The sequence below is a fragment of the Methylomonas rhizoryzae genome, from assembly GCF_008632455.1.
Lineage (GTDB): Bacteria > Pseudomonadota > Gammaproteobacteria > Methylococcales > Methylomonadaceae > Methylomonas > Methylomonas rhizoryzae.
In genome coordinates, this window is sequence record NZ_CP043929.1 from 1 (window position 1) to 22,995 (window position 22,995).

At 52.9% G+C, this 22,995-nt stretch carries 19 protein-coding genes; 10 read left to right on the forward strand and 9 right to left on the reverse strand.

The genetic code is table 11. The features are described from left to right. Positions 1–1,317, forward strand: a complete 1,317-nt coding sequence (gene dnaA, locus F1E05_RS00005) for a chromosomal replication initiator protein DnaA (RefSeq protein ID WP_150045960.1) — start codon at positions 1–3, stop codon at positions 1,315–1,317. 45 nt (positions 1,318–1,362) lie between these two features. Here the strand turns inward: dnaA and F1E05_RS00010 are convergent, their stop codons facing one another. The 3 genes from F1E05_RS00010 to F1E05_RS00020 form a co-directional block, all read right to left on the reverse strand. Then, positions 1,363–4,041, reverse strand: coding sequence for an MMPL family transporter (locus F1E05_RS00010; protein ID WP_150045961.1), 2,679 nt, complete (start codon positions 4,039–4,041; stop codon positions 1,363–1,365). An 11-nt stretch (positions 4,042–4,052) separates the two neighbouring features. Next, entirely contained in the window at positions 4,053–5,021 is a 969-nt protein-coding gene (locus tag F1E05_RS00015) for a calcium/sodium antiporter (protein WP_150045962.1), read from the reverse strand. A 66-nt stretch (positions 5,022–5,087) separates the two neighbouring features. Next, positions 5,088–5,915: an undecaprenyl-diphosphate phosphatase gene (locus F1E05_RS00020; RefSeq protein ID WP_150045963.1), complete on the reverse strand. Its 828-nt coding sequence runs from the start codon at positions 5,913–5,915 to the stop codon at positions 5,088–5,090. Positions 5,916–6,156: 241 nt separating this feature from the next. On the opposite strand from F1E05_RS00020, the gene F1E05_RS00025 reads away from it, so the two are divergent. From F1E05_RS00025 to F1E05_RS00035, 3 genes are all read left to right on the forward strand, one after another. Further along, positions 6,157–6,630, forward strand: coding sequence for a CYTH domain-containing protein (locus F1E05_RS00025; protein WP_150045964.1), 474 nt, complete (start codon positions 6,157–6,159; stop codon positions 6,628–6,630). A 138-nt stretch (positions 6,631–6,768) separates the two neighbouring features. Next, positions 6,769–7,374, forward strand: a complete 606-nt coding sequence (locus F1E05_RS00030) for a tetratricopeptide repeat protein (RefSeq protein ID WP_232056723.1) — start codon at positions 6,769–6,771, stop codon at positions 7,372–7,374. Between the two features lie 106 nt (positions 7,375–7,480). Next, the gene (locus F1E05_RS00035) at positions 7,481–7,816 is read left to right on the forward strand and encodes an ASCH domain-containing protein (RefSeq protein WP_150045966.1); all 336 of its coding nucleotides are present in this window, start codon (positions 7,481–7,483) and stop codon (positions 7,814–7,816) included. Here F1E05_RS00035 and F1E05_RS00040 read toward each other — a convergent pair. The 4 genes from F1E05_RS00040 to nth all read right to left on the reverse strand — a co-directional run bounded on the left by F1E05_RS00040 (position 7,794) and on the right by nth (position 10,801). Then, a complete protein-coding gene (locus F1E05_RS00040) occupies positions 7,794–8,558 on the reverse strand; it encodes an HvfC family RiPP maturation protein (protein ID WP_150045967.1) in 765 nt (254 codons plus the stop codon). The two genes, F1E05_RS00035 and F1E05_RS00040, sit on opposite strands and share 23 nt — an antisense overlap. Next, a complete protein-coding gene (locus F1E05_RS00045) occupies positions 8,555–9,406 on the reverse strand; it encodes an HvfB family MNIO-type RiPP peptide maturase (protein ID WP_150045968.1) in 852 nt (283 codons plus the stop codon). The genes F1E05_RS00040 and F1E05_RS00045 overlap by 4 nt, the downstream gene beginning before the upstream one ends. Positions 9,407–9,414: 8 nt before the next feature. Continuing rightward, positions 9,415–10,056, reverse strand: a complete 642-nt coding sequence (locus F1E05_RS00050) for a hypothetical protein (RefSeq protein ID WP_150045969.1) — start codon at positions 10,054–10,056, stop codon at positions 9,415–9,417. 112 nt (positions 10,057–10,168) lie between these two features. Next, a complete protein-coding gene (nth, locus tag F1E05_RS00055; RefSeq protein WP_150051699.1) occupies positions 10,169–10,801 on the reverse strand; it encodes an endonuclease III in 633 nt (210 codons plus the stop codon). A gap of 214 nt (positions 10,802–11,015) precedes the next feature. Here nth and polA point away from each other — a divergent pair, with 214 nt between their 5' ends. Together polA and F1E05_RS00065 are read left to right on the forward strand one after the other, a co-directional pair. After that, positions 11,016–13,742: a DNA polymerase I gene (gene polA / locus F1E05_RS00060; RefSeq protein WP_150045970.1), complete on the forward strand. Its 2,727-nt coding sequence runs from the start codon at positions 11,016–11,018 to the stop codon at positions 13,740–13,742. 30 nt (positions 13,743–13,772) lie between these two features. After that, the gene (locus F1E05_RS00065; protein ID WP_150045971.1) at positions 13,773–14,660 is read left to right on the forward strand and encodes an MBL fold metallo-hydrolase; all 888 of its coding nucleotides are present in this window, start codon (positions 13,773–13,775) and stop codon (positions 14,658–14,660) included. Positions 14,661–14,665: 5 nt separating this feature from the next. On the opposite strand, the gene F1E05_RS00070 is transcribed toward F1E05_RS00065, so the two are convergent. Both F1E05_RS00070 and metG read right to left on the reverse strand, forming a co-directional pair. Next, positions 14,666–15,217, reverse strand: a complete 552-nt coding sequence (locus F1E05_RS00070) for an RnfABCDGE type electron transport complex subunit B (protein WP_150045972.1) — start codon at positions 15,215–15,217, stop codon at positions 14,666–14,668. A gap of 4 nt (positions 15,218–15,221) precedes the next feature. Continuing rightward, positions 15,222–17,237, reverse strand: coding sequence for a methionine--tRNA ligase (gene metG, locus F1E05_RS00075; RefSeq protein ID WP_150045973.1), 2,016 nt, complete (start codon positions 17,235–17,237; stop codon positions 15,222–15,224). 687 nt (positions 17,238–17,924) lie between these two features. Here metG and leuC point away from each other — a divergent pair. The 4 genes from leuC to leuB all read left to right on the forward strand — a co-directional run bounded on the left by leuC (position 17,925) and on the right by leuB (position 22,689). Beyond that, on the forward strand, positions 17,925–19,322 hold the full coding sequence (gene leuC, locus F1E05_RS00080; protein ID WP_150045974.1) for a 3-isopropylmalate dehydratase large subunit: 1,398 nt from the start codon (positions 17,925–17,927) through the stop codon (positions 19,320–19,322). Positions 19,323–19,343: 21 nt separating this feature from the next. Continuing rightward, positions 19,344–19,955 (forward strand): 3-isopropylmalate dehydratase small subunit, encoded by a 612-nt coding sequence (gene leuD, locus F1E05_RS00085; protein ID WP_150045975.1) that lies wholly within the window; start codon positions 19,344–19,346, stop codon positions 19,953–19,955. 72 nt (positions 19,956–20,027) lie between these two features. Next, the gene (locus F1E05_RS00090) at positions 20,028–21,551 is read left to right on the forward strand and encodes an alpha-isopropylmalate synthase regulatory domain-containing protein (protein ID WP_150045976.1); all 1,524 of its coding nucleotides are present in this window, start codon (positions 20,028–20,030) and stop codon (positions 21,549–21,551) included. A 31-nt stretch (positions 21,552–21,582) separates the two neighbouring features. Further along, positions 21,583–22,689, forward strand: coding sequence for a 3-isopropylmalate dehydrogenase (leuB, locus tag F1E05_RS00095; RefSeq protein WP_150045977.1), 1,107 nt, complete (start codon positions 21,583–21,585; stop codon positions 22,687–22,689). Positions 22,690–22,995: the final 306 nt, after the last annotated feature.

Consider the following 22,995-nt stretch of genomic DNA (forward strand, 5'->3'; position numbering starts at 1 on the left):
ATGAGCGCAATCTGGAATAATTGTCTGGCTAAACTCGAACACGAGATTCCGTCCGGCGACTTTAATACCTGGATACGCCCGCTGCAGGCGGTGGAATCGGGCAGCCAACTGAAATTGTTGGCCCCTAACCGCTTCATCATCGACCATATCAAACAACATTTTTTTTCGGTGATCGAAGACGCAGTCAACGAGTTTTCCAACGCTACTTTGGCAGTCCATTACGAAATCGGCAGCAAAAAAGCGCCCGCGCTAAAGACCCCGGCTATAAACAAAGCGCCGGCGCAAAAAAAGAATCAACCGAACTTTTTGAACCGTGCATTTACCTTCGAGAGCTTTGTGGAAGGCAAATCCAATCAACTGGCACGGGCCGCCTCGGTCACGGTATCCGACAGCATCGGCAAAATTTACAATCCCTTGTTCATATACGGCGCGTCCGGTTTGGGCAAAACCCATTTGATGCACGCGATAGGCAACGCAGTGCTGCAAAAAAATCCCGACGTCAACATCGTGTACCTGCATTCGGAGAAATTCGTGCAGGACATGGTGAAAGCTTTACAACAAAACAGCATCAATTACTTCAAGGATTACTATCGCAACATAGACGTGCTGTTGATGGACGATATCCAATTCCTGGCCGGCAAGGAACGTTCGCAAGAGGAGTTTTTTCACACCTTCAACAATTTGTTAGACCAAAAGCACCAGGTGGTTCTAACCTGCGACAAATATCCCAAGGAAATCGACGGCTTGGAAGACCGGCTTAAATCGCGTTTCAGCTGGGGCTTGCCGGTGGCGATTGAGCCGCCGGACTTGGAAACCCGCACCGCGATTTTGATCAAAAAAGCCGAACAAGTCGGCGTGGCGCTGGATCAAAAAGTGGCGTTTTTCATCGCTCAGCGCATTCCCTCCAACGTGCGCGATTTGGAAGGCGCCTTGCGGCGAGTGGTAGCCAATTCGCAATTTACCGGCCGCGAGATTACCGTGGAGTTCACCAAAGAAGCGCTGCACGATTTGATTAGCTTGCAAGACAAATTGGTCAGCATCGACAACATTCAAAAAACCGTCGCCGAATATTTCAAAATCCGGGTAACCGATTTATCCGCCAAAAGCCGCAAACAATCCTTAACCCGGCCACGGCAAATAGCGATGTGTTTGGCCAGGGAATTGACCTCGCACAGCTATCCGGAAATCGGCGAAGCCTTCGGCGGCCGCGATCACACCACGGTAATCAATGCCTGTAAACGGGTCGCGGAATTAAAAAACGAAGACATCAAAATCGCCGAGGATTACAAAAACCTATTGCGCACCTTATCGCACTGACACCGGCCCCATCCGCTTACTTGGCAACAGGGTCGACGCTGCGAATCACGCCTGTTCCACAACTTTAACCCGCGGTTTCAATACCAACTTGCTTAACGCCGGTAACAGGATAAAGGTGCATACCATAATCCAGAAAATGCCTATGGTAATCACCAAACCCATGCTGGCTATGCCTTGGTGCGGGGAAAACGCCAAGCCGGCAAAACTGGATATCGTGGTTAGCGCGCCGTAATACATCCCTCTAGCCGTGCTGGATTCGTAGATGTTCTGATCTTCGGCCAGAGAATGATGCAAACGCTCCACCATATGAATGCCGTTATCCACCCCTAACCCCATCAGCAAGGGCAAAGCAATAATATTGGCAAAATTCACCGGGGTGCCGGTCAGCACGGTGCTGGCCATGGTAAACAAGCCGGCTAATACTAATGGCGTCATCACCAACAAGGTATCCACCACGCTACGGCGGATCACCAACAGCAATAGCGCAATCGAAACCAAGGCGGTCAAAATAGCTTGCCGAAAAGCGGCCAGCACCGACTTCATCGATTCCCAATACATCACCGGCAAATCGGTCACGTTAGGCGCTATCGCTTGCACCTGGGTAATGAATTCCTGCAAATGCCCCAAGTCGTTCAAGTCCTGTTTCGGAAAGATTTGGATGCGATACAGGCCGCCGGCCGACAGCCAGCGCTGCTTGATGGGTTCCGGAATACTGCCGGCATCGATTTCCTCGGCTTGAAAACCGGTCAGCAATTGGTTCATCACGGTAGGCAAAGTACCCAGCAAGGATGTCTGAATTTTTTCCACGAATACTCCCCTATCCGGCGGAAAACGAGCATCCAGCTCAGTCAACACGTCTTGCAGTTCGTGGCGAAAGCTTTGTAGACAATGAATCTGCGCCGGATCGGTGCGGGTGGGCAACGTCGCATCGATGGCGGCCAGCATGCCGACGATGGCCGGCTTCGGATCGCCCCCGGTTTTCAATTGCGGAAACGAGCGGCTTTGCGCCCCTAAAGTCAGCATCATTTCGTCGACTAAATTCAATTTCTCCTGCTGATCGTCCGGCACCAAATCGAACAAACTCAAGGTTTTATCGACTACCGGCAATTTGGCCAAACGGTGCTGCAATGTCCGTGCTTCTTCAGCGTTAGCCGCCAAAACCGACAAGGTCATGGGTGACGTATCTTTAGTTTGCAACAATTCCTTAAACGCCCGCACCGACTCGGTTTCCGGATCGCGCAAATTGATCGGATTAAAATCGGTTTTAACCCCGAACAATAGTGCCGCGGCGCCTAAGGCCAGCAAGACGGTGGCTACACTGATAGGCTTGGCGTAATGCAAAGTCAGGTGAGCCAAGGCTTGCGACCATTTCGACGCGCCGGGATGCTGGCCTTTCAGCAAATGATGGAGCGGCGGCTTCGGCAACAACCTCAGCAACACCGGCAACACGCTGAGCGTTACGAACAAACAAATAAACAAGCTGGTACCGGCCAGCAGACCTAGCTCGGAAATACCCTGATAATCGGTGGGGACAAAAGCGTATAAGCCGATCGACGTGGTCGCCGCGCACAAAATCAACGAAGGACTGGTATCCAACACGGCGGTGCGTATCGCTTTTAACTTATCGCCTACCAATACGTCGATATTGTCGCGGTAGCGCAAACACAAATGGATAGCGTATTCGACCCCCAAACCGATGTTGGATACCGCGAACGCAACCGAAATCAAGTTCAGCTGCTTGACAGCCGCCGCTGCGAACAAACCGCAAAACACCATGCCCAAGCTCAATACGAACAAGGTCGCCAAGGTAAGGCACCAGGAACGGTAAGCAATCAGCAAAATACCGCATACCAATACGATGGAAAACACGCTCGCGGTAAACGTGCCCTTGCTCATGCCGGCCATTTCGTCGTGCTCCAAGCCGACCTCGCCGGTAATCCTTACCCTGACCGCAGGCAAATTCGGATCTTGAATCTTGGCCCCCGCGGCCCTAATCGCTTCAATAGCTTGCTCGGCCGGCAAAATGCGGCTGAAGTCGAATTTCGGTTGCACGAATATAAAAGCCTTGTCCGATTGCGCTTCGCTGATGCGATTTTCGGCAATCAAATTCTGCCACGACAGCAAGTCGGTTTCGCCGTTCAAGGTTTTATGTAAAGACGCGGCAACCTTGCCGATCAAAGACATCAAGTCGATGGGTACTTCGCCGCTACCCTGCTTGCCTTGCAGCGCGTCTATGAAAATCGAAAAAAATCCGTTTAGGCTGGGATCTTGGGAAATTCGGCCGATGAAGGGCTGCGCTTGCGCCAAAGTGACCGAAAAATCCTGTAATTTATCGGTATCCAGGTATAACAAACCGTTACGCTGAAAAAAAGCACTTTCATCCGGCCTGTAGACATTGCTGAAATGCTCGGTGTCGGCACGCAATTCTCTAGCCAAACGCTGAGCGGCGGCCTTGGTAAGCTCGGGACTGGAAGAGTCGAGCAATATCAGAACGGTATGAATGTCCTGTCCGAACGCTTGTTCGAATTTACGCCGGTTTTGCTGAAACGGCGCATCCGGCGCAACTAATTCCGCAGTATCGGTATTGATGCTGAGATTATTGCCGACATAGCCGATGGCCAAGTAAGCGAAAAAAAAGGCAATCGCCAGCGAAAAGCACGGCCGATACAGCAGCCAATTGCTCCAGCGAAACACCCAGTTACGCAAATGGGTTTCGATTAACATGCAAATGAAATTTAAAGCGCAGTGTTAATTAGATACAACGTGTACGCGGTATAAACCGTTAGCAGAACCCCGCCTTCCGGGCGATTGATACAACCTTTGCCGTTACTGCCGTAACCCATGACGAATAACGCGGCAGTCAACGCCGCCATCACCGGCCAATCCCGGGCCAATACCTCATGCGGGATGGGCATGGGCTGAATGTAGCCCGCCAAACCGACCACCGCCAGCGTGTTGAATAGATTGGAGCCTATGATGTTCCCCACCACCAAGTCGTGTTCGCCTTTGCGGGCGGCCGCTATGGACGACGCTAATTCAGGCAGGGAAGTGCCTACCGCAACTATGGTCAAGCCGATGATCAAATCGCTGACGCCCAAATCTTGAGCGATGGATACCGCACCCCAAACCAAAGCCCTGGAGCTCAGCATCAACAACACGATGCCGGCAATCAGCCAGATCCAGGCTTGAAATTCCGACATGGCATGTTCTTCCAGTTCGGCCTCGATATCGTGCTCTATACTGTCCGGCCTATCCTCTTGTTTATCGGATTTAGCCAGCCAGAGCATGGCGCCGACAAACGCCAGCAATTCCACAATGGCATCGTTACGCGACAATTCGCCGTCGGCAAGATTCAGGTAGACCAATAAGGTAGCCAGAAACAATATCGGCAACTCTTTTTTAATCAATCCGGATTTGACCGTAATCGGGCTGATGAGGGCGGTCAAACCCAGTATCAAGGCAATATTGGTGATGTTGGAACCATAGCCGTTGCCGAGTGCGATGCCGGGATTGCCTTGCAACGCGGCCAGAGCGGATACCGACAACTCCGGGGCCGAGGTACCGAAGCCGATGATCACGATGCCGATCAACAAGGGCGACAGGCCTAAGTGCTTGGCAATAGCCGCCGCCCCTTCGACGAACAAATCGGCGCTCCAAACCAACACAATCAAGCCGAACACGATCATTAACAGAGGCAAAGCCATGAAATACCTTAATAAATTATGCGAAATTCAAATCTATCGACCATGAAACCGGACTTTAAGACCGAATCAATCTACCGTCCATTGCACCAAGCCGCTATAGGCGGTAGCAATCACGACGGCGCCGAACAGTATCCTGTACCAAGCAAATATGATGAAGTCATGGCGGCTGATGTAACGCAACAAGCCTTTGACGGCGATCAAAGCGCTGATGAACGCCGCGCCGAGTCCGACGCCGAAAGATGCGATATCGTTATCGCCGCCCAATAACTCTCGATGTTTATACAAATCGTACAAACTGGCGGTCACCAGGGTGGGTATCGCCAAGAAAAACGAAAACTCGGTGGCGGCCTTGCGCGACAAGCCGAACAACAATCCGCCTATAATCGTCGCCCCCGAACGCGAAGTGCCGGGTATCAACGCAAACGCTTGAGCGATGCCCAGTTTCAAGGCATCCGACATACTCAAATCATCGACGTCGTCAACGCGGATTTTATGTTCGCGTCTTTCCGCCCACATGATGACAAACGCACCCACGATAAAAGCCAGTGCGACCGGAACCGGTTTAAACAACAGCGCTTTGATGTGATTACCGAACGCCAGGCCAAGCAGCGCCAGCGGCATAAACGCTATCGCCAAATTCAACACGAATCTTTGCGCCTTCCTGTCCCTGGGCAGCCCCAAAAGCACGCTGCCGATTTTGCGCCGATATTCCCAGCAAATGGCCAAAATCGCTCCCACCTGGATGACGATGCTAAACACTTTGGCTTTATCGTCGTTGAAATCCAGCAAGTCGCCGGCTAGGATCAAATGGCCGGTACTGGAAATAGGTAAAAATTCGGTCAAGCCCTCGACTATACCTAAGATTAAGGCCTTGACAAGCAATTCAACATCCATGGCTTGGCCCCTCGACACACCTGTCCAAATGAAGCTGCAACATAATTTAGGAATAAAATGACGGGATTAATTAGAGTAGTCGCGCCAAACAATACACGCGCGAACAGGGCGGGATTATAGTCGAATCGACTGCGCGCGTCACTGCATGGTCTTGCCCGCTCATACCTACCGGACTTTATGTGAGCCTAAGGTAAACACGCCATAATGGATATTGTTTTCACTATCGAATTGGAGCCTGTTAATGGCCTTGGAAATCGAACACAAGTTTTTATTAGCGAACGACGGATGGCGCGAGCGGGTTGAACGCTCGGTTTATTACAAGCAAGGTTATTTAAGCAGCGACCGGCATAGCTCTGTCCGGGTCAGAATTTCCGACACCAAAGCCTGGTTGAACATCAAAAGCGCCGTAATAGGCACCCACCGGCAAGAGTTCGAATATGAAATTCCGCTAGCCGACGCGCAAACCATTTTAGCCGATCTGTGCCATAAGCCCTTGATCGAAAAAATCCGGCATTTTGTCCAAAACAGCGGACACACCTGGGAAATCGACGAATTCCTGGGGGAAAACGCAGGCCTAGTCGTAGCGGAGATAGAATTGTTGCAAATTGGCGAAAACTTCGAAAAACCCGCCTGGATCGGTGCCGAAGTAACCAGCGATTTGCGCTACTACAACAACGCCTTATGCAAAAATCCATTCAAAAATTGGAATAAATAACAAACAGTTAAATGAGGCGTTGAATTTCTTACAACAATGCTCTATATTTTCTGTATGAATATAGCGACTATTGTTGTTTTTTTGTTACTTTTATGCCGTCCGCTTTACGCGTCGGAGCTTGGCGCATCCATAGACAACTTGGAAAGCGCCTGGGCGTCCGTCTATTACCAGCCGGACGAAGCCGTACAAAAGCAAACCTACCCTCAGCTGCAAACGAAGGCGGCCGAATTGGAACGTCGCTTTCCCAATGCTGCCGAACCTAAGATTTGGCTGGCTACCATCATGGCCACCAATGCCGCTTTGGAATCGCCGCTAACCGCATTGACAACGCTTGCACAAGCCAAGCAGTTGCTGGAGGAAGCGATTGAAATCAATCCCAAGGCATTGGACGGAGCCGCTTACGTGACGCTGGGCACGCTGTATTACATGTTGCCGGGCTGGCCGGTTTCGTTCGGCGACGACGATACTGCCGAACAATTGCTGAAAACCAGTCTCGGCATCAACCCTAACGGCATCGACGCCAACTACTTTTACGCCGATTATTTACTGCGCCACGATAGAATCGAAGAAGCCGAAGCGTTTTTTATGAAAGCAATCAATGCGCCGGTCCGCCGTCAACAAAAGTTCGCCGACAGCCAATTGCAGAACGAGGCAAAGCTGGCCTTAGTGCGGGTACAGCAAAACAAATTCGACAAAGGCAACAGCAAATTCCGCGCCCGCTTCCCTACTGTCGCCAGTAATTGAGCGGACTGCCGGCGCTTTGCGCATCACTAAAATTCGGCAAGCCCCTGCTATTTTTCCCGCTTTGCATAATAATGCGCCTTTTTCTATGCACCGATAGGACCTGCCGATGAGTGAATACCCCGAAAAAACCTGCGAAATTGACCGTTTGATTCGTCATCCCAAGCTGGTAGCCGCTGCTTTGAGCGGCCAAAAAACTCAGCAACGTCGCGACGGTTTATATGCTTATCCGGGTGAGCATTTTCAATTGGAAGGCATCGATTTCATCGTCACGGCGGTCGAGCGTCAGCGTATCGGCGATATGACGGATGCCGACGCGCAAGCCGAAGGCTACCCGAACATGGCTGTTTATAAGGATTTGATTTTAAAAATGCACGCCAATATGGAATGGAACGAGAACGGCTTGGTGTGGGTGCATAGCTTTAAACGTCAACAGCCGGAATAACAATATCCTTGCGCGCCAGTTCTTGCAAGGTATCCAAACCGAACCGGCGCGTTGCTTCCCCTGCCGCTTGCCCGGCCGTCCGGGCCGCCAAACTGTCCAAATAATAAGCGCCCGGCCGATTCGGCTGTTGTTCTATAGTTTGTAGCAACAAATAGGTCATCGCATTGGTTTGCATAAACCTGACTTCATCGTTGCTGTCGCGATTGACGATCAAATAGGTGGCTTGTTCGGGCGCTTGCTCGGGCACAAACCCGGGACCTATCCGCTGCACCGGAAAACGGTAGACTAACGGCCAAGCCAGCGGAGACAATTGCAATGCGCGGTCGTGTATGTACTCCGCAAACGCCTCGCCTCCGAATTCGGGCTGGTCCCTCGCAATCGCCAACGCCATTTCCACCCATTCGTAGTGGGCCAATTCCAGCAAGAAAGGCAAATCCGCGGCATTGCGCCTTTCGTTTTGCAAATAATCCAAAAACTCTTCGGCAATTTCGGAAAAATGCGGCGTCTTGCACCGATGCTGCAAAAAGAAATCCCGGGCCAACGCCAACCAATCGGCATCAGGCAAAATCGATTTCATTACCGGGAAATTACTGCACAAAAAGCTGTTGATGTTGTTAAAAAACAACTCCCGGTACATCGCCATGCGCACGGGATGCACGCCGGCAGGCGGGTCGATTTGCTCCGGATCGCGGATGTAGGCGGCAAAACGGGCTTGCTCGGCCCTGAAATCGACGGCAGTCATGCAAAAATCAAGTCAGCCGGCTCCGCCTGCCGTTGCAGCGACCGTATCGTATCGACCTCCTGCAACAACTCGCTTAACGGCGGCAAATTGAAATCGCGCTCCAACAAGGTCGGAAACACCCCGAATTCCTGATAGGCGATTTCCAGCATGCGCCATACCGGATCGATGACCGGTGCCCCGTGGGTGTCCACCAAAAAATCTTCGGCCTCGACGTAATGCCCGGCGACATGCGCATAGGCTATGCGCTCCCCAGGAATCGCTCGTAAATATGCAAGCGCATCGTAAGCGTGATTGACGCTATTGACGTAAATATTGTTGATGTCGATCAGGACGTTGCAGTCCGCCTCGGCGACCACCGCGTTGAAAAAATCGATTTCCGACATCTCCTGCCCCGGCGTCGCATAATACGAGACGTTTTCCATCGCGATTTTATGCTCCAAAATGTCCTGCACCCGCCTGATCCGCGCCGCAACGTGGGTTACGGCCTCTTCGGTGAACGGTATCGGCATCAAATCGTATAAATGCCCTTTATGACTGCAATAACTCAAATGCTCGCTGTAAAAGCGGATACCGTGTTCGGCCATGAAGGCTTTCAGCTGATACACGAATGCTTCGTCCAGCGGATCGCAGCTGCCGATAGACAGCGACAAGCCGTGGCAAACAACTTCATGGCGCTCCGTCACGGCCCTAAATTGTTTGCCTAACTTGCCGCCTATCGTCATCCAGTTTTCCGGCGCCACCTCGTAAAAATCCACTTGGCTGGGCGGGTTGGCCAAAACCTCGGGCAAAAACGCCCGTCTAAGGCCTAAACCCGCCCGGCAAGCGCCGGCAGACCGATAATTGGTCACACCCTAGCCTATTCGCCGGCTTTTTCAGCGTCTTCCTTTTTCATCGCGGCACCGCACGAACCTTCGCCGCCTTTCATCATGGCGCCGCAAGAGCCTTCCCCACCCTTCATCATGGCCCCGCAAGAACCTTGCGCGGACTTATCCGCATCGCCGGACATACCCCCCATCATGCCGCATGCGCCTTCTTTGCCTTTCATCATTTCACCGCACATGCCTTCCATGCCTTTTTTCATTTTGCCGCCTTCCATCATCGCCCCGCACATGCCTTCACCGCAGGAGCCGTCGGCTTTTTTGGACTCGGCTTTTTTAGCGCTCATGCCGCAAGATCCCTCTTTACCCTTCATCATTTCACCGCATTGGCCTTCCATGCCTTTTTTCATTTCGCCGCCTTTCATCATGGCGCCGCACTTATTTTCACCGCAGGAGCCGTCGGCTTTTTTACTGTTACTGATTTTGCGGCCGTTTTCGTCAGCGACGTTGCCGCCGCAGGCGCCGTGAGCGGTTTTATTGGATACTTCGGCAACCATGTAACCGTTGGACAATTCGCTTAACGCAAATGGATTGGATTCGGCTTGCACGCCGGCCGCAAAGCCGGATAAAACGGCGGTACCCATCGCCAATGTCAAAGGAGTTTTGCTAAATTTTTTCATGACGCTCTCTCTTAAGATGTTCGGATTGTTGTTATCAGCTGCAGCCCATAGAGCCGAGCCCATGCGACCGACTCGCACTCCTTAAGTTCAGTCCTGTTTCATTGTAAACGCTCTATGTGGTTTTTTCTTTAAACTCGCATAAATCGGCAATACAGCAAGTTTGACAGCGGGGTTTTCGGGCTATGCACACATAGCGCCCGTGCAAAATCAACAAATGGTGCGCGTCTTTTTTATGTAGGCGCGGCACGCTTTTCTCCAATTTTTTCTCGACTTCCAGAACGTTTTTGCCGGGTGCCAAGCCGGTGCGATTCGACACCCGAAAAATATGGGTATCGACCGCTATGGTAGGCAAACCGAACGCGGTGTTTAAAACGACGTTCGCCGTCTTGCGGCCGACGCCGGCCAAGGCCTCCAAATCTTCACGGGATCGCGGCACTTCACCGCCGTGTTTACTTATCAAGCTTTCGCACAATTTGATGATATTGGCGGCTTTGCTGTTGAACAGGCCTATGGTTTTAACGTACTCCTTCAAACCCGCTTCGCCCAACGCCAAGATGGCTTGCGGCGTATTAGCCACCGGAAACAATTTTGCCGTGGCCTTGTTGACGCCTTTGTCGGTCGCTTGCGCGGAGAGCACCACCGCCACCAACAACTCGAATGGACTACTGAAATTCAGCTCTGTGGTCGGTTCAGGGGTAGCGATAGCTAAACGGTCGAAAATAGCGAGTCGTTTCTGCGCGTTCATCAATGACGTATCGTGGCAAAAAAAGAAAACGTTACAGCGCTTAGCCTTGCTCATGGGCTGCGCGCTACGTGTGTGAGGCGGACATTATCCTATATTGCCGGTTATAGATTCATTCAGTTCAGCCCGCCTGGCAGTCGCGAAAAATATACAGCCGTCGACAAGCGGCGCCGCAGGCGCTATTGTTTCGGCAGTCATTCATCAATCTGTTGCGCCAATGTCGGAAAACAAACTGATCCTAGTCGACGGCTCGTCGTTTTTATTTCGCGCCTTTCACGCGGTGCCGCCCTTAACCAACGCCCAAGGCCAACCCACCAACGCCATTTACGGCGTTTCGAATATGCTGCGCAAGCTGATCAACGATTATGCGACGCCTTATTTTGCCGTGGTATTCGATGCGCCCGGCAAAACCTTCCGCCACGATTTGTACCAGCAATACAAGGCCAACCGGCCACCCATGCCGGACGAATTACGGGTACAGATCCAACCCTTGCACGAGTTGATCCGCTCTTTGGGTTTGCCGTTGATCATGGAACCCGGGGTCGAGGCCGACGACGTGCTCGGCAGTCTGGCGCAAACCGCTGCCGCGCATGGCTTTAGCGTCATCATCTCCACCGGCGACAAAGATATGGCTCAGCTGGTGAACGAACAAATCACCCTGGAAAACTCGATGACCGGCACAGTGATGGATATTGCCGGGGTACAGGAAAAATTCGGGGTCAAGCCGGAACAAATCGTCGACTATCTGGCGCTGATGGGCGATACGGTCGACAACATCCCCGGCGTACCCAAGGTCGGCCCCAAAACCGCCGCCAAGTGGCTGCAGGAATACGGCGATCTGGATAGTTTGATGGCCGGCGCGGCCGACATCAAAGGCAAGATCGGCGAAAACCTACGCGCCAGCCTGCCGCAACTGCCTTTGTCGCGCCAACTGACCACCATTCGCTGCGACGTCGCCCTGCATTACGGCATTGAAGACTTGAAGCGCAAACAACCGGACCTTGCTGCCCTAAAACAACAACTCGGCCAATTGGGCTTCAGCAGCTGGCTTAAAACCCTGAACGGTGACGATGCCGCAGCCGGGAGCTTGGTCGAACCGACCTCTACGGTATCGACGCCCGTGCCGGCCGTAATCGCCAAAGACTATCAATTGATACTGTCCGAGGCGGATTTCGCCGCGTGGCTGGATAAACTCAAACAGGCCGAGCTGTTTGCCTTCGACACCGAAACCACCAGCCTGAACTATAGCGATGCCGAGATCGTCGGCGTTTCCTTTGCAGTCGAAGCCGGACAGGCGGCATACCTGCCGTTGGCACACGCTTATCCGGACGCTCCGCAGCAATTAGACCGCCACGCCGCATTGAACGCACTACGGCCGCTGCTGGAAGACCCGCGGCGCGCCAAAGTCGGGCAAAACCTAAAATACGACGCCCACGTACTGCACAACCACGGCATCACCCTGCGCGGCATGCGCCACGACACTATGCTGCAGTCGTACGTGCTCAACAGTACCGCCACCCGGCACAACATGGACGACTTGGCCAAGCATTACTTGGGCGTGGACACCATTCACTACGAAGACATTTGCGGCAAAGGCGCCAAACAAATCGGCTTCAGCGAAGTCGCGCTGGAACCCGCCGCCGACTATGCGGCCGAGGATGCGGACATTACGCTGCGCCTGCACCAAACCCTATCGGCGCAATTGCAACAGCAGCCCGGCCTTTGGTCTTTGTATAGCGATATCGAGATGCCGCTACTGCCGGTGTTGGTCACAATCGAACAAAACGGCGTGTTAATCGACAGCGACATGCTGGCGCAACAAAGCCTGGAATTAGCCAACCGCATACTGGGCATAGAACAGCAAGCACACGACGTCGCCGGGCACGCATTCAACTTGGGTTCGCCCAAGCAAATTCAAGACATTCTGTACGACCGTTTGAAATTACCGGTACTGAAAAAAACCCCTAAAGGGCAACCGTCCACCGACGAATCGGTGTTGCAGGAGCTGGCACAAGATTACCCATTGCCGCGCCTGATTTTGGAACACCGCGGCATGAGCAAGCTGAAATCCACGTATACCGACAAATTACCGCAGCAGATCAACCCGAAAACCGGACGTGTGCATACGTCTTACCAACAGGCCGTGGCCGCCACCGGACGTTTGTCGTCGACCGAACCCAATTTACAGAACATCCCGATTCGCAGCGAAGAGGGGCGAAAAATCCGCCAAGCCTTTATCGCCCCACCCGGTTACACCATTGTCGCCGCCGACTATTCGCAAATCGAGTTGCGCATCATGGCACATTTGTCCGGCGACGCCGGATTGCTCAATGCGTTTTCCAAAGGCGAAGACATCCATCGCGCCACCGCCGCCGAAGTATTTGAAGTGGCGCCGGACAGCGTCACTCACGATCTGCGCCGCTCCGCCAAAGCGATCAACTTCGGTTTGATCTACGGCATGTCCGCCTTCGGCTTGGCTCAACAACTAGGCTTGCCGCGCAACCAAGCGCAAGCCTACATTGATCTATACTTCAACCGTTACCCCGGCGTAAGGCAATACATGGAGGACATTCGGGAGCAAGCCAAGCGGCAAGGTTACGTGGAAACCCTATTCGGCCGACGCCTGTATCTACCCGACATCAATGCCAAAAACCAGGCTTTACGCCAATACGCCGAACGCACCGCCATCAATGCGCCCATGCAGGGTAGCGCCGCAGACATCATCAAACGCGCCATGATAGCCTGCGACCGATGGATAACCGACAGCAACGCCGACGTTAAGATGATTATGCAAGTACACGACGAATTGGTTTTCGAAGTCGCCACTGCGGACCTGGCCGCCTATCGCGAAAAAATCCGCAGTTTGATGACCGGTGCCGCCGAATTGGCCATTCCGTTGCTGGTGGAAGTCGGCAGCGGCGTCAACTGGGATCAAGCCCATTAAACCGGCGCCTGAAATGCCGCTAGAGATCGAATGAAGCTGAAATTCTGGGGCGTTAGAGGCTCCATTCCAACCCCCGGGCCTCAAACCGTACGCTACGGCGGCAATACCACCTGCATACAAGTGCTGCCTTCCAGCGGCGACCTGGTCATTCTGGACGCCGGTACCGGTATCCATGCCCTGGCCAAACAGTTACCGAAACAGCTCAACCGCCCGGTCCACATTCTGATCACCCACACCCATTGGGATCACATACAAGGCCTGCCGTTTTTTTATCCCTTATTTACCGCGCAAAACGAAATCCGCATCTACGGCGGCCAAGACCCGCTGACCGGCTGCGGCATAGAGCGGTCGCTGAGCGTGCAATTGCAAAACAGTTATTTTCCGATCAGCGAGAGCCAGTTGAAATGCCGGTTGCACTATCGAAATCTAACTGCCGGCGCAGAGCTGCGCATAGGCAGCCTGCGCATCGTCCCGACCATACTCAACCACCCGGTCCTCAATTTCGGCTACCGGATAGACGACGACGACGGCTCCAGTCTATTTTTTACCGGCGATTACGAAGTGCCATACAACCCGTACCCGCCCGAAACTGTCGAGTACGCCGATTTTCAACGAGTCGTCGAGCAGGAACGGCAGGAAGCGATTAAAGCGATGAGCGGCGTGGATGGCCTGATCATCGATTCGTCCTATACCGACGCCGAATATTCGAGCAAACAAGGCTGGGGGCACGGCACCTACGCGAGCTCGCTACGCGTCGCCAGGCTGGCCAAGATCAAGAAACTGTTTTTGACCCACCACGAACCGAACCGCAGCGACGACGAGTTGGAAAGCATCTTCGCCGGCTTAACAAACGATTCCGATACTGTCGGCTTACAGCTGTATTTAGCCCGAGAAGGTGCCGAGCACAGCTTGTGCTGAAAAATTCAGTTTTGCTTTAACTTGGCCAGCAACTGTTTTTGCCGCGCCAAACGTTCCGCTTTTGCCAATTCTTGCTGCTGCAAACGCCGATTGCGGGCTTGATAACGCGAACGAGCCTTGTCCGCCGCGGTGGCGTCCCAAATAGGGTCCGCGACGTCTTCCATGCGAATGCAATCGACCGGACAAGGCGCCACGCACAGCCCGCACCCCGTGCAATGCCCGGCAATCACGCTGTGCATGTGCTTGGCCGCGCCAACGATGGCATCCACCGGACAAGGCGGTAAGCATTTTGTGCAGCCTATGCAATCCGCTTCGACAATGACCGCCACTTGCCTTGGCTTTTCCTCGCCGCATGCCGGATCCAAAGGCAGGTAAGCCCTACCCAATAACTGCGCCAACCGGCGGATCCCGGCATCTCCGCCCGGTGGACAGCGGTTAATGTCCGCCTCGTCCTTAGCCAGCGCTTGGGCATAAGGCAAACAGCCTTTATAGCCGCACTGACCGCATTGGGTTTGCGGCAACAGCGCATCGATGCGGTCCACCAACTCGTCGGACATCCGGCTATTTGATCCTCATGCCGGGTTGGGCGCCGGCATCCGGCGACAGTACCCAAATATCGTTGCCGCCGGGACCGGCCGCCAACACCATCCCTTCCGAGGTGCCGAAGCGCATTTTGCGAGGCTTCAGATTGGCGACCACTACGGTCAACCGGCCTTCCAATTGTTCCGGGGAATACGCGGATTTGATTCCGGCGAAGATGGTACGGGTTTCGTCGCCGACATCGACGGTCAGTTGCAGCAACTTTTCCGCGCCGTCCACCGGTTGGGCTTTAACAATGCGGGCCACCCGCAGATCGATTTTAACGAAATCTTCTATGTCGACAGTGTCTGCAATCGGCTCGCAGGTTTTTTCTTTAGGCTTGGGCGATTTTTCCAAACTTTCCTTGGAAGCCTCGACGATAGCGGCTATCTTGTCCGCATCGACCCGGGTCATCAACGGGGTAAACGCGTTGATGCGCTGATTCAGCAAAGGCTGGGCTTTGGCCGGCCAAGGTTGAACCGGTATGGCCAAGAACGCCTCTGCATTAGCCGCCAACGAAGGAATGACCGGACGCAGATAGGCAACCAAAATCCGGAACAAATTCAAGCCCATGCTGCAAACCTGATGCAACTCCGTATCCCGGCCGTCTTCCTTGGCGATCAGCCAGGGTTTCTTCTCGTCTATGTATTGGTTGGCCTTATCCGCGAGCGCCATGATTTCCCGCATCGCCTTGCCGAACTCGCGCTTTTCATACAACTCGGCAATCCCGCTTTCCGCATCGATAAAAAACTGAAACAACTCAGGCTCGCTGCATTCTGCCGCCAATAGGTTGTCGAATCGCTTGGCGATGAAGCCGCTGCAACGACTGCCAATGTTGACGACTTTGCCGACCAGATCGGAATTGACGCGTTGGCTGAAGTCCTCGAAGTTCAGATCGATGTCTTCCACCCCGCCTGCCAATTTGGCCGCGAAGTAATAACGCAAATATTCCGGATTCAGATGCTCCAGATAGGTGCGAGCCTTGATAAAAGTCCCGCGCGACTTGGACATCTTCTCGCCGTTGACGGTCAAAAACCCATGGGCAAAAACCGCGCTTGGGGTGCGAAAGCCCGAACCGTGCAACATGGCCGGCCAAAACAACGAGTGAAAATAGATGATGTCCTTGCCGATGAAATGGTACAGCTCGACAGTGCTGTTTTCGCCCCAATAGGCGTCGAAATCCAGGCCTTGTTTGTCGCACAGGGCTTGAAAACTGGCCATGTAGCCGATGGGCGCGTCCAACCAGACGTAGAAATATTTGCCCGGCGCCTGCGGGATTTCAAAGCCGAAATACGGTGCGTCGCGGGAAATATCCCATTCTTGCAAGCCGTTGCCCAGCCATTCCGCCATCTTGTTGGCCACTTCCGGCTGTAAATGCCCGGCCGTGGTCCAATCGTGCAAAAACGCGCTGAAATCAGCCAAATTGAAAAAATAATGTAGCGATTCCTTTTCGACCGGCTTTTCGCCGGAAATCGCCGAAACCGCGTTTTTCAATTCCATAGGCGAGTAGGTGGCGCCGCAGGCTTCGCAGTTGTCGCCGTACTGGTCGGGCGCACCGCACTTGGGGCACTCGCCTTTGATGAAGCGATCCGGCAGGAACATATTTTTGACCGGGTCGTAGGCCTGGGTGATGCTGCGGCTGTTGATGTGCCCGGCCTCGCGCAAACGGGTGTAAATCAACTCGGACAACAGCTTGTTCTCCGGGGAATGCGTGCTGTGGTAATGATCGAAAGCCACCCCGAACTCGGCGAAATCGGCTTTGTGCTGAGTCTCTACTTGGGCGATCAATTGTTCGGGCGTAATCCCCTCTCGGTCGGCGCGCAACATGATGGGCGTACCGTGGGTATCGTCGGCACACACATAATGGCATTGGTGGCCGCGCATCTTTTGAAAACGCACCCAAATATCGGTCTGGATGTATTCGACCAGATGGCCTAAGTGGATAGGGCCGTTTGCATACGGCAGCGCACTCGTGACCAGGATTCTTCGAGTAGACATGATTAGGTGTAGGCAAAAAACGAGGCGGAATTATTGCATAAAACCGCCCGGCTTACATGGCCGCGCCGTCGGATGGTAGGGCAATCGCACTTTGAATGCGGTAAACGGTCTATCTATTTGATAGCGAAGATGAGCATGCCAAGTACCGCCAATTTCCATCATTTTGCTACCCGCACCGACCGGCGCATCGCACGCCGAAAACAAACATCGTCTGCGGGATATTTTCGTCATTGCCTTACGCTGAGAGATTTGCGTTGGGCAAATGATTGAGTGTTGCGATTGATTCGCAAAGGTCAAGCGCGATTGCCCTGTGGACTGGCTATGTTTTCAATCGCTTTGCCGGATAGAGCCAAGCGCTCAAGGGCCGATTTGAAAACGGGCATTCGTCAAAGCTAAATTAATCGGCTATTTGCATTCTGAGGTTGGAATGAAAGCCACTGGGATGTAATGTAATGTTAAGTCCAGTTTGGTTTGGTTGGATTTCAGTGCTCGGAAAATTCACCGTTTGGTAAGCAAGGCATGATCGTCTTGTCCCGACCCTTTGCAGCCGTCGGATACCAGAACATAAACAAAATGAAGGTCTGGTTTTTACCGGAAAGGCGACAAGGTTAAACTATGCCTCAGATTAGACCCGTAACACATAGTAAACTCGATTAAAGAGTCTCTATGCAAGCTTTGGAAAATGCTATGAAAAAAACCATGTATGAAAAAATTTGGGATAGCCATCTCGTGGTGGATACCGAAGGACAGGCGCCTTTACTGTATGTCGATCGGCACCTGATGCACGAAGTCACCAGCCCTCAGGCTTTTGAAGGTCTGCGCTTGAGCAATCGCAAAGTGCGCAATCCGCACAGTATTTTGGCGACGATGGATCATTGTGTACCGACAAAAAATCGCGATCTGCCGATTGCCGATCCGATTGCTAAAAAACAGATAGAAACCATGGCCGAAAATTGCAGGGAAAACGGCCTAAACCTTTACGACATGAAAAACGCGAACAACGGCGTGATTCACGTGGTGGTTCCCGAGCACGGTTTCGTCCATCCCGGCATGGTCGTGGTATGCGGCGACAGTCATACCGCAACCCATGGTGCGTTTGGCGCACTGGCGTTCGGCATAGGCACTTCCGAAGTCGAACATGTGATGGCCACGCAAACCCTGCCGCAGAAAAAATCCAAAACCATGCAAATCGTCATCAACGGCGAACTGTCCAAATATGCATCCGCCAAGGATATTGCCCTGGCCATCACTGGCAAGATCGGCACCGCAGGTGGTACTGGCTATGTGATCGAATATACCGGTTCGGCGATCAAATCGTTGTCCATGGAAGGCCGGATGACCTTGTGCAACATGGCAATCGAAGCGGGCGCCAGAGCTGGTTTGGTTGCCCCCGACGAAAAGACCTATGAATACCTTAAAGGCCGCGAATTTGCACCGGCTGGCGATTACTGGGATCAGGCTCTGGCTTATTGGAAGTCTCTACCCAGCGACGAAGGCGCCGTCTTTGATGCCACTGTGGTTCTGGATGCGAATGAAATAGCTCCGCAAGTGTCATGGGGCACATCGCCCGAGCAAGTCGCCGGAGTCGATAGCTTGGTGCCTTCGCCGGAAAGCTTCAGCGACGACATCAAGCGTAAAGCTTGTGAAAGCGCGTTAGCCTATATGGGACTGACGCCCAACACCAAAATTACCGATATTCCGATTGATTTCGTGTTCATCGGTTCTTGCACCAACGGCCGTATCGAAGATATCCGTATAGCCGCGGAAGTGGCGAAAGGGACTAAAGTGGCCAACGGCGTCACCGCGATTGTAGTGCCCGGTTCCTACCATGTTAAGCAGCAAGCAGAACAAGAAGGACTGGACAAAATCTTTGTCGATGCCGGTTGGGAATGGCGCGAGCCCGGCTGCTCGATGTGTTTGGCAATGAATGGCGACGAGCTGTCCAAAGGTCAGCGTTGCGCGTCTACATCAAACCGAAATTTCGAAGGCCGTCAGGGCAAAGGCGGACGTACGCATTTGGTTTCGCCTGCCATGGCTGCTGCCGCGGCGGCTGCAGGCCATTTTGTCGACATTCGTACCCTTTAACGAGCAAGAGCAAGATAAGTTATGGAACCGTATAAAAAGCATGAAAGCATCGCTGTGCTGATGAACCGCAGCAACGTCGATACTGATCAAATTATTCCCAAGCAGTTTTTAAAGAAAGTGGAACGTAGCGGCTTTGGCCAGCATCTGTTTCACGACTGGCGTTTCAATGACGACGGCAGCGATAACCCCGAATTCGAGCTGAACAATCCGGCTTTTAAAGGCGCCAAAATCCTGGTGGTGGGTGACAACTTCGGCTGTGGCTCCTCACGTGAACACGCGCCGTGGGCCATTGCCGATTATGGTTTCAACACCATCATCTCTACGAGTTATGCCGATATTTTTTATAACAATTGTTTTAAAAACGGCATTCTGCCGATCAAGGTCGATAAAGATCAACTGGACACATTGATGGCTGAAATCGCGGCAAACGAGGGGGTGCGTTTTACCGTCGATCTGGAAAACCAACAGTTGAGTACGCCAGCCGGTAATGGCTTTAGTTTCGAAATTGATCCGTTTCGCAAAGGTAATCTGCTCAGTGGGTTGGACGACATCGGCTTGACCTTAAAACACGTCGATAAGATCGACCTGTTCGAGCAGCAGCATAAGCAGGATTTTCCCTGGCTTTGGGCCTAACCATGCCGACATTGGGCCGCACCGAAAACACAGACGAAAATCATGTTGAAAAAGCCAAGACATATCCAACTCATGGATACTACCTTACGCGATGGAGAGCAAACCCAAGGCGTTGCCTTTACGCCTACGGAAAAAGTCAGCATCGCCAAGGCCTTGTTGCAATTTTTAGGCGTAGATCGTATTGAAGTGGCTTCGGCCCGGGTATCGGAAGGCGAGAAGGCCGCTGTTAGTCAGATCAACCAATGGGCCCAGCAAGAAGGTTTTGCCGAGCGAGTGGAAGTCCTTGGCTTTGTTGACCATACCCTCAGCGTCGACTGGATCAAGTCTACCGGCGGCAGGGTGATCAACCTTCTGGCTAAAGGCAGCGAGAAGCATTGCCGTGAGCAACTCGGTAAAACCTTGGAGCAACACAGCGCCGATGTCTTACAAACCATCGCCCATGCGCATGAGCAAGGTCTGAAGGTAAATGTTTATCTGGAAGATTGGTCGAATGGTTATAAAGACAGTCCGGAGTATGTATACGGGTTGATGGATAGCTTGCAACACAGCCCGATCTGCCACTTCATGCTGCCGGATACGCTGGGTGTCATGTCGCCGGACGAAGTTTATTCAAGCCTTAGCGATATGTGTCAGCGCTATCCGGACCTACAGTTTGATTTTCATCCCCATAACGACTACGGCTTAGCCACGGCAAATGCCATGGCTGCGGTACGGGCGGGTGTCAGTACCGTTCACTGTACCGTCAATTGCCTGGGTGAACGGGCAGGCAATGCCTCCTTGGCGGAGGTGGCCGTGGTGTTGCGCGATAAGATGAACATGCAGTTGTCCATTAATGAAAGCGACTTGGTCCGCATCAGCAACATGGTCGAAAACTTTTCGGGCAAACGCGTTGCCGCCAATGCGCCCATCGTCGGTTCGGACGTGTTTACGCAGACTGCCGGCATCCATGCCGATGGCGATCAAAAGGGCGGGTTGTACAAGACCCGATTGGGGCCGGAACGCTTTTCGCGGACTCGCAGCTATGCCTTGGGAAAAATGAGCGGCAAAGCCTCTCTGAAAAAAAACCTTGAGCAGCTGGAGTTGCAACTTTCCGAAGAAGATCAAAAAAAGGTCTTGGCGCGTATCGTCAGCATTGGCGATTCCAAGCAAACCATCACCATCGACGACCTGCCGTTTATCATTGCCGACGTCCTGGAAAGCAAGGATTATCAGCACATTAAATTATTGGCTTGTTCCATCAGCAGCGGTCTTGACCTACCCTCCACCGTCAGCCTGCGTGTCGATATCAAGGGCGATAAACACCAAGCTACCGGTGCCGGTAGTGGCGGTTTCGATGCCTTTATTGACGCTATCGGCAAGGTGCTGGACAAGTACGGCTACCGTTTACCGACTCTGGCTGATTACGAAATTCGTATTCCTAAAGGCGGACACGCCAGTGCATTGACAGAATGTGTTATCACTTGGGATTGCGGCAGTGAGTTTCGCAAAACCCGCGGCGTTCACGTCAATCAGGTATTTGCGGCGATTTTAGCCACGATCAAACTCATCAATATCCAGTTGCACGAGACGCAGGCAACCTTGATTAAGTCTTTATAAAATAAAAGTTTACATAAAATCAAACAGAAGCATGAAACATTATAAAATTGCAATATTGGCCGGTGACGGTATCGGCCCCGAGATCACCAAAGAAGCCATCAAAGTTTTGAAACTCATCGAAGAACGTAACGATGTGACATTCGAGTTACTGCCCGCCGCATTCGGTGCCTGCGCTTATTTCGAATCCGGCTCAGCCTTTCCCGATCAAACCAAAGCCATTTGCGATCAAGCCGACGCGATTTTGAAAGGGCCGATCGGCTTGAGCCACGAAGATTCAAAACGAATCCCTATCGACGAGCAGCCGGAACGCGGTGCATTATTACCTCTACGCCGCCGTTACAATACCTATGCCAATTTCCGGCCGGTTTCGCTGCCAAAATCGTTAGCGCATTTTTCACCGTTGAAGCCCGAAATAATCGGTGAAGGTATCGATCTGATCATCGTTCGCGAACTGGTGGGCGGCCTATATTTCGGCGAGAAGGAGACGGGCATCAACGCTACCGGTTTGCGCTACGTTCGCGAAACCCTGGAATACGACGAGGCACAAATTCGGCAAATCATGCAGCAAGCCTTTAAGTTGGCCAGCAAACGCCGCAAATTGCTGCACAACATTCACAAAAGCAACGTCTTGAAATCCAGTGTATTGTGGAACGAGGTGATGGAAGAAGTCGCCAAGGAATATCCTGATGTACAGGTGGTCAACATGCTGGTCGATGCAGCCGCTACCGCGCTGTGTCTGAAGCCAACCCAGTTCGATGTAATGGTGATGGAGAACATGTTCGGTGACATACTCAGCGACCAAGGCGGTGGTATTTTGGGTTCGCTGGGCTTGATGCCTTCGGCCTGCATCGGGCCCGATAAAGCTTACTACGAGCCCTCACACGGTTCGGCGCCGGACATCGCCGGTAAAAACATCGCCAACCCTTATTCGATGATAGGCTCGGTGGCGATGATGCTGGAAAACAGCTTCGACATGGCGGCTGAAGCCAAAAACGTTTGGGCGGCCATGCAGGGCGTATTCGGCGACGGTTATTCGACCGCTGATTTGTCGAAACCCGGCAGCGGTGTGACGATGATCAGTACCGACGAGTTTGGTGACAAAGTGGTGGAAAAGCTGCGTCAAATGCCCAGGGTTTAACGGGTTGATCAGAAATCCGGTTCTGTTGCGTTAACTCAATTTTAGACACAGCGCTGGCCACGCCGCGCCAGCTTGACCTAAAGACGAAGGGGCCGCGTAGCGATGGACCCGCGTATTTTCGTGAGACCAACTGGTCAAGGCGACAATCGAGGGTCGCCGCGCTGTTCTGGGACGCTGAATTTTTGCGACTTCGGGTCAAAACCGTCGCGAAAGGCAAGTCCTGTAAATTCAATCCGCAGCCCTTGCGCGACGAGACCCGCCGCAAGGGATGCCCTTCGCGCCAGGGCGCAATTTCACGTGGCGGGA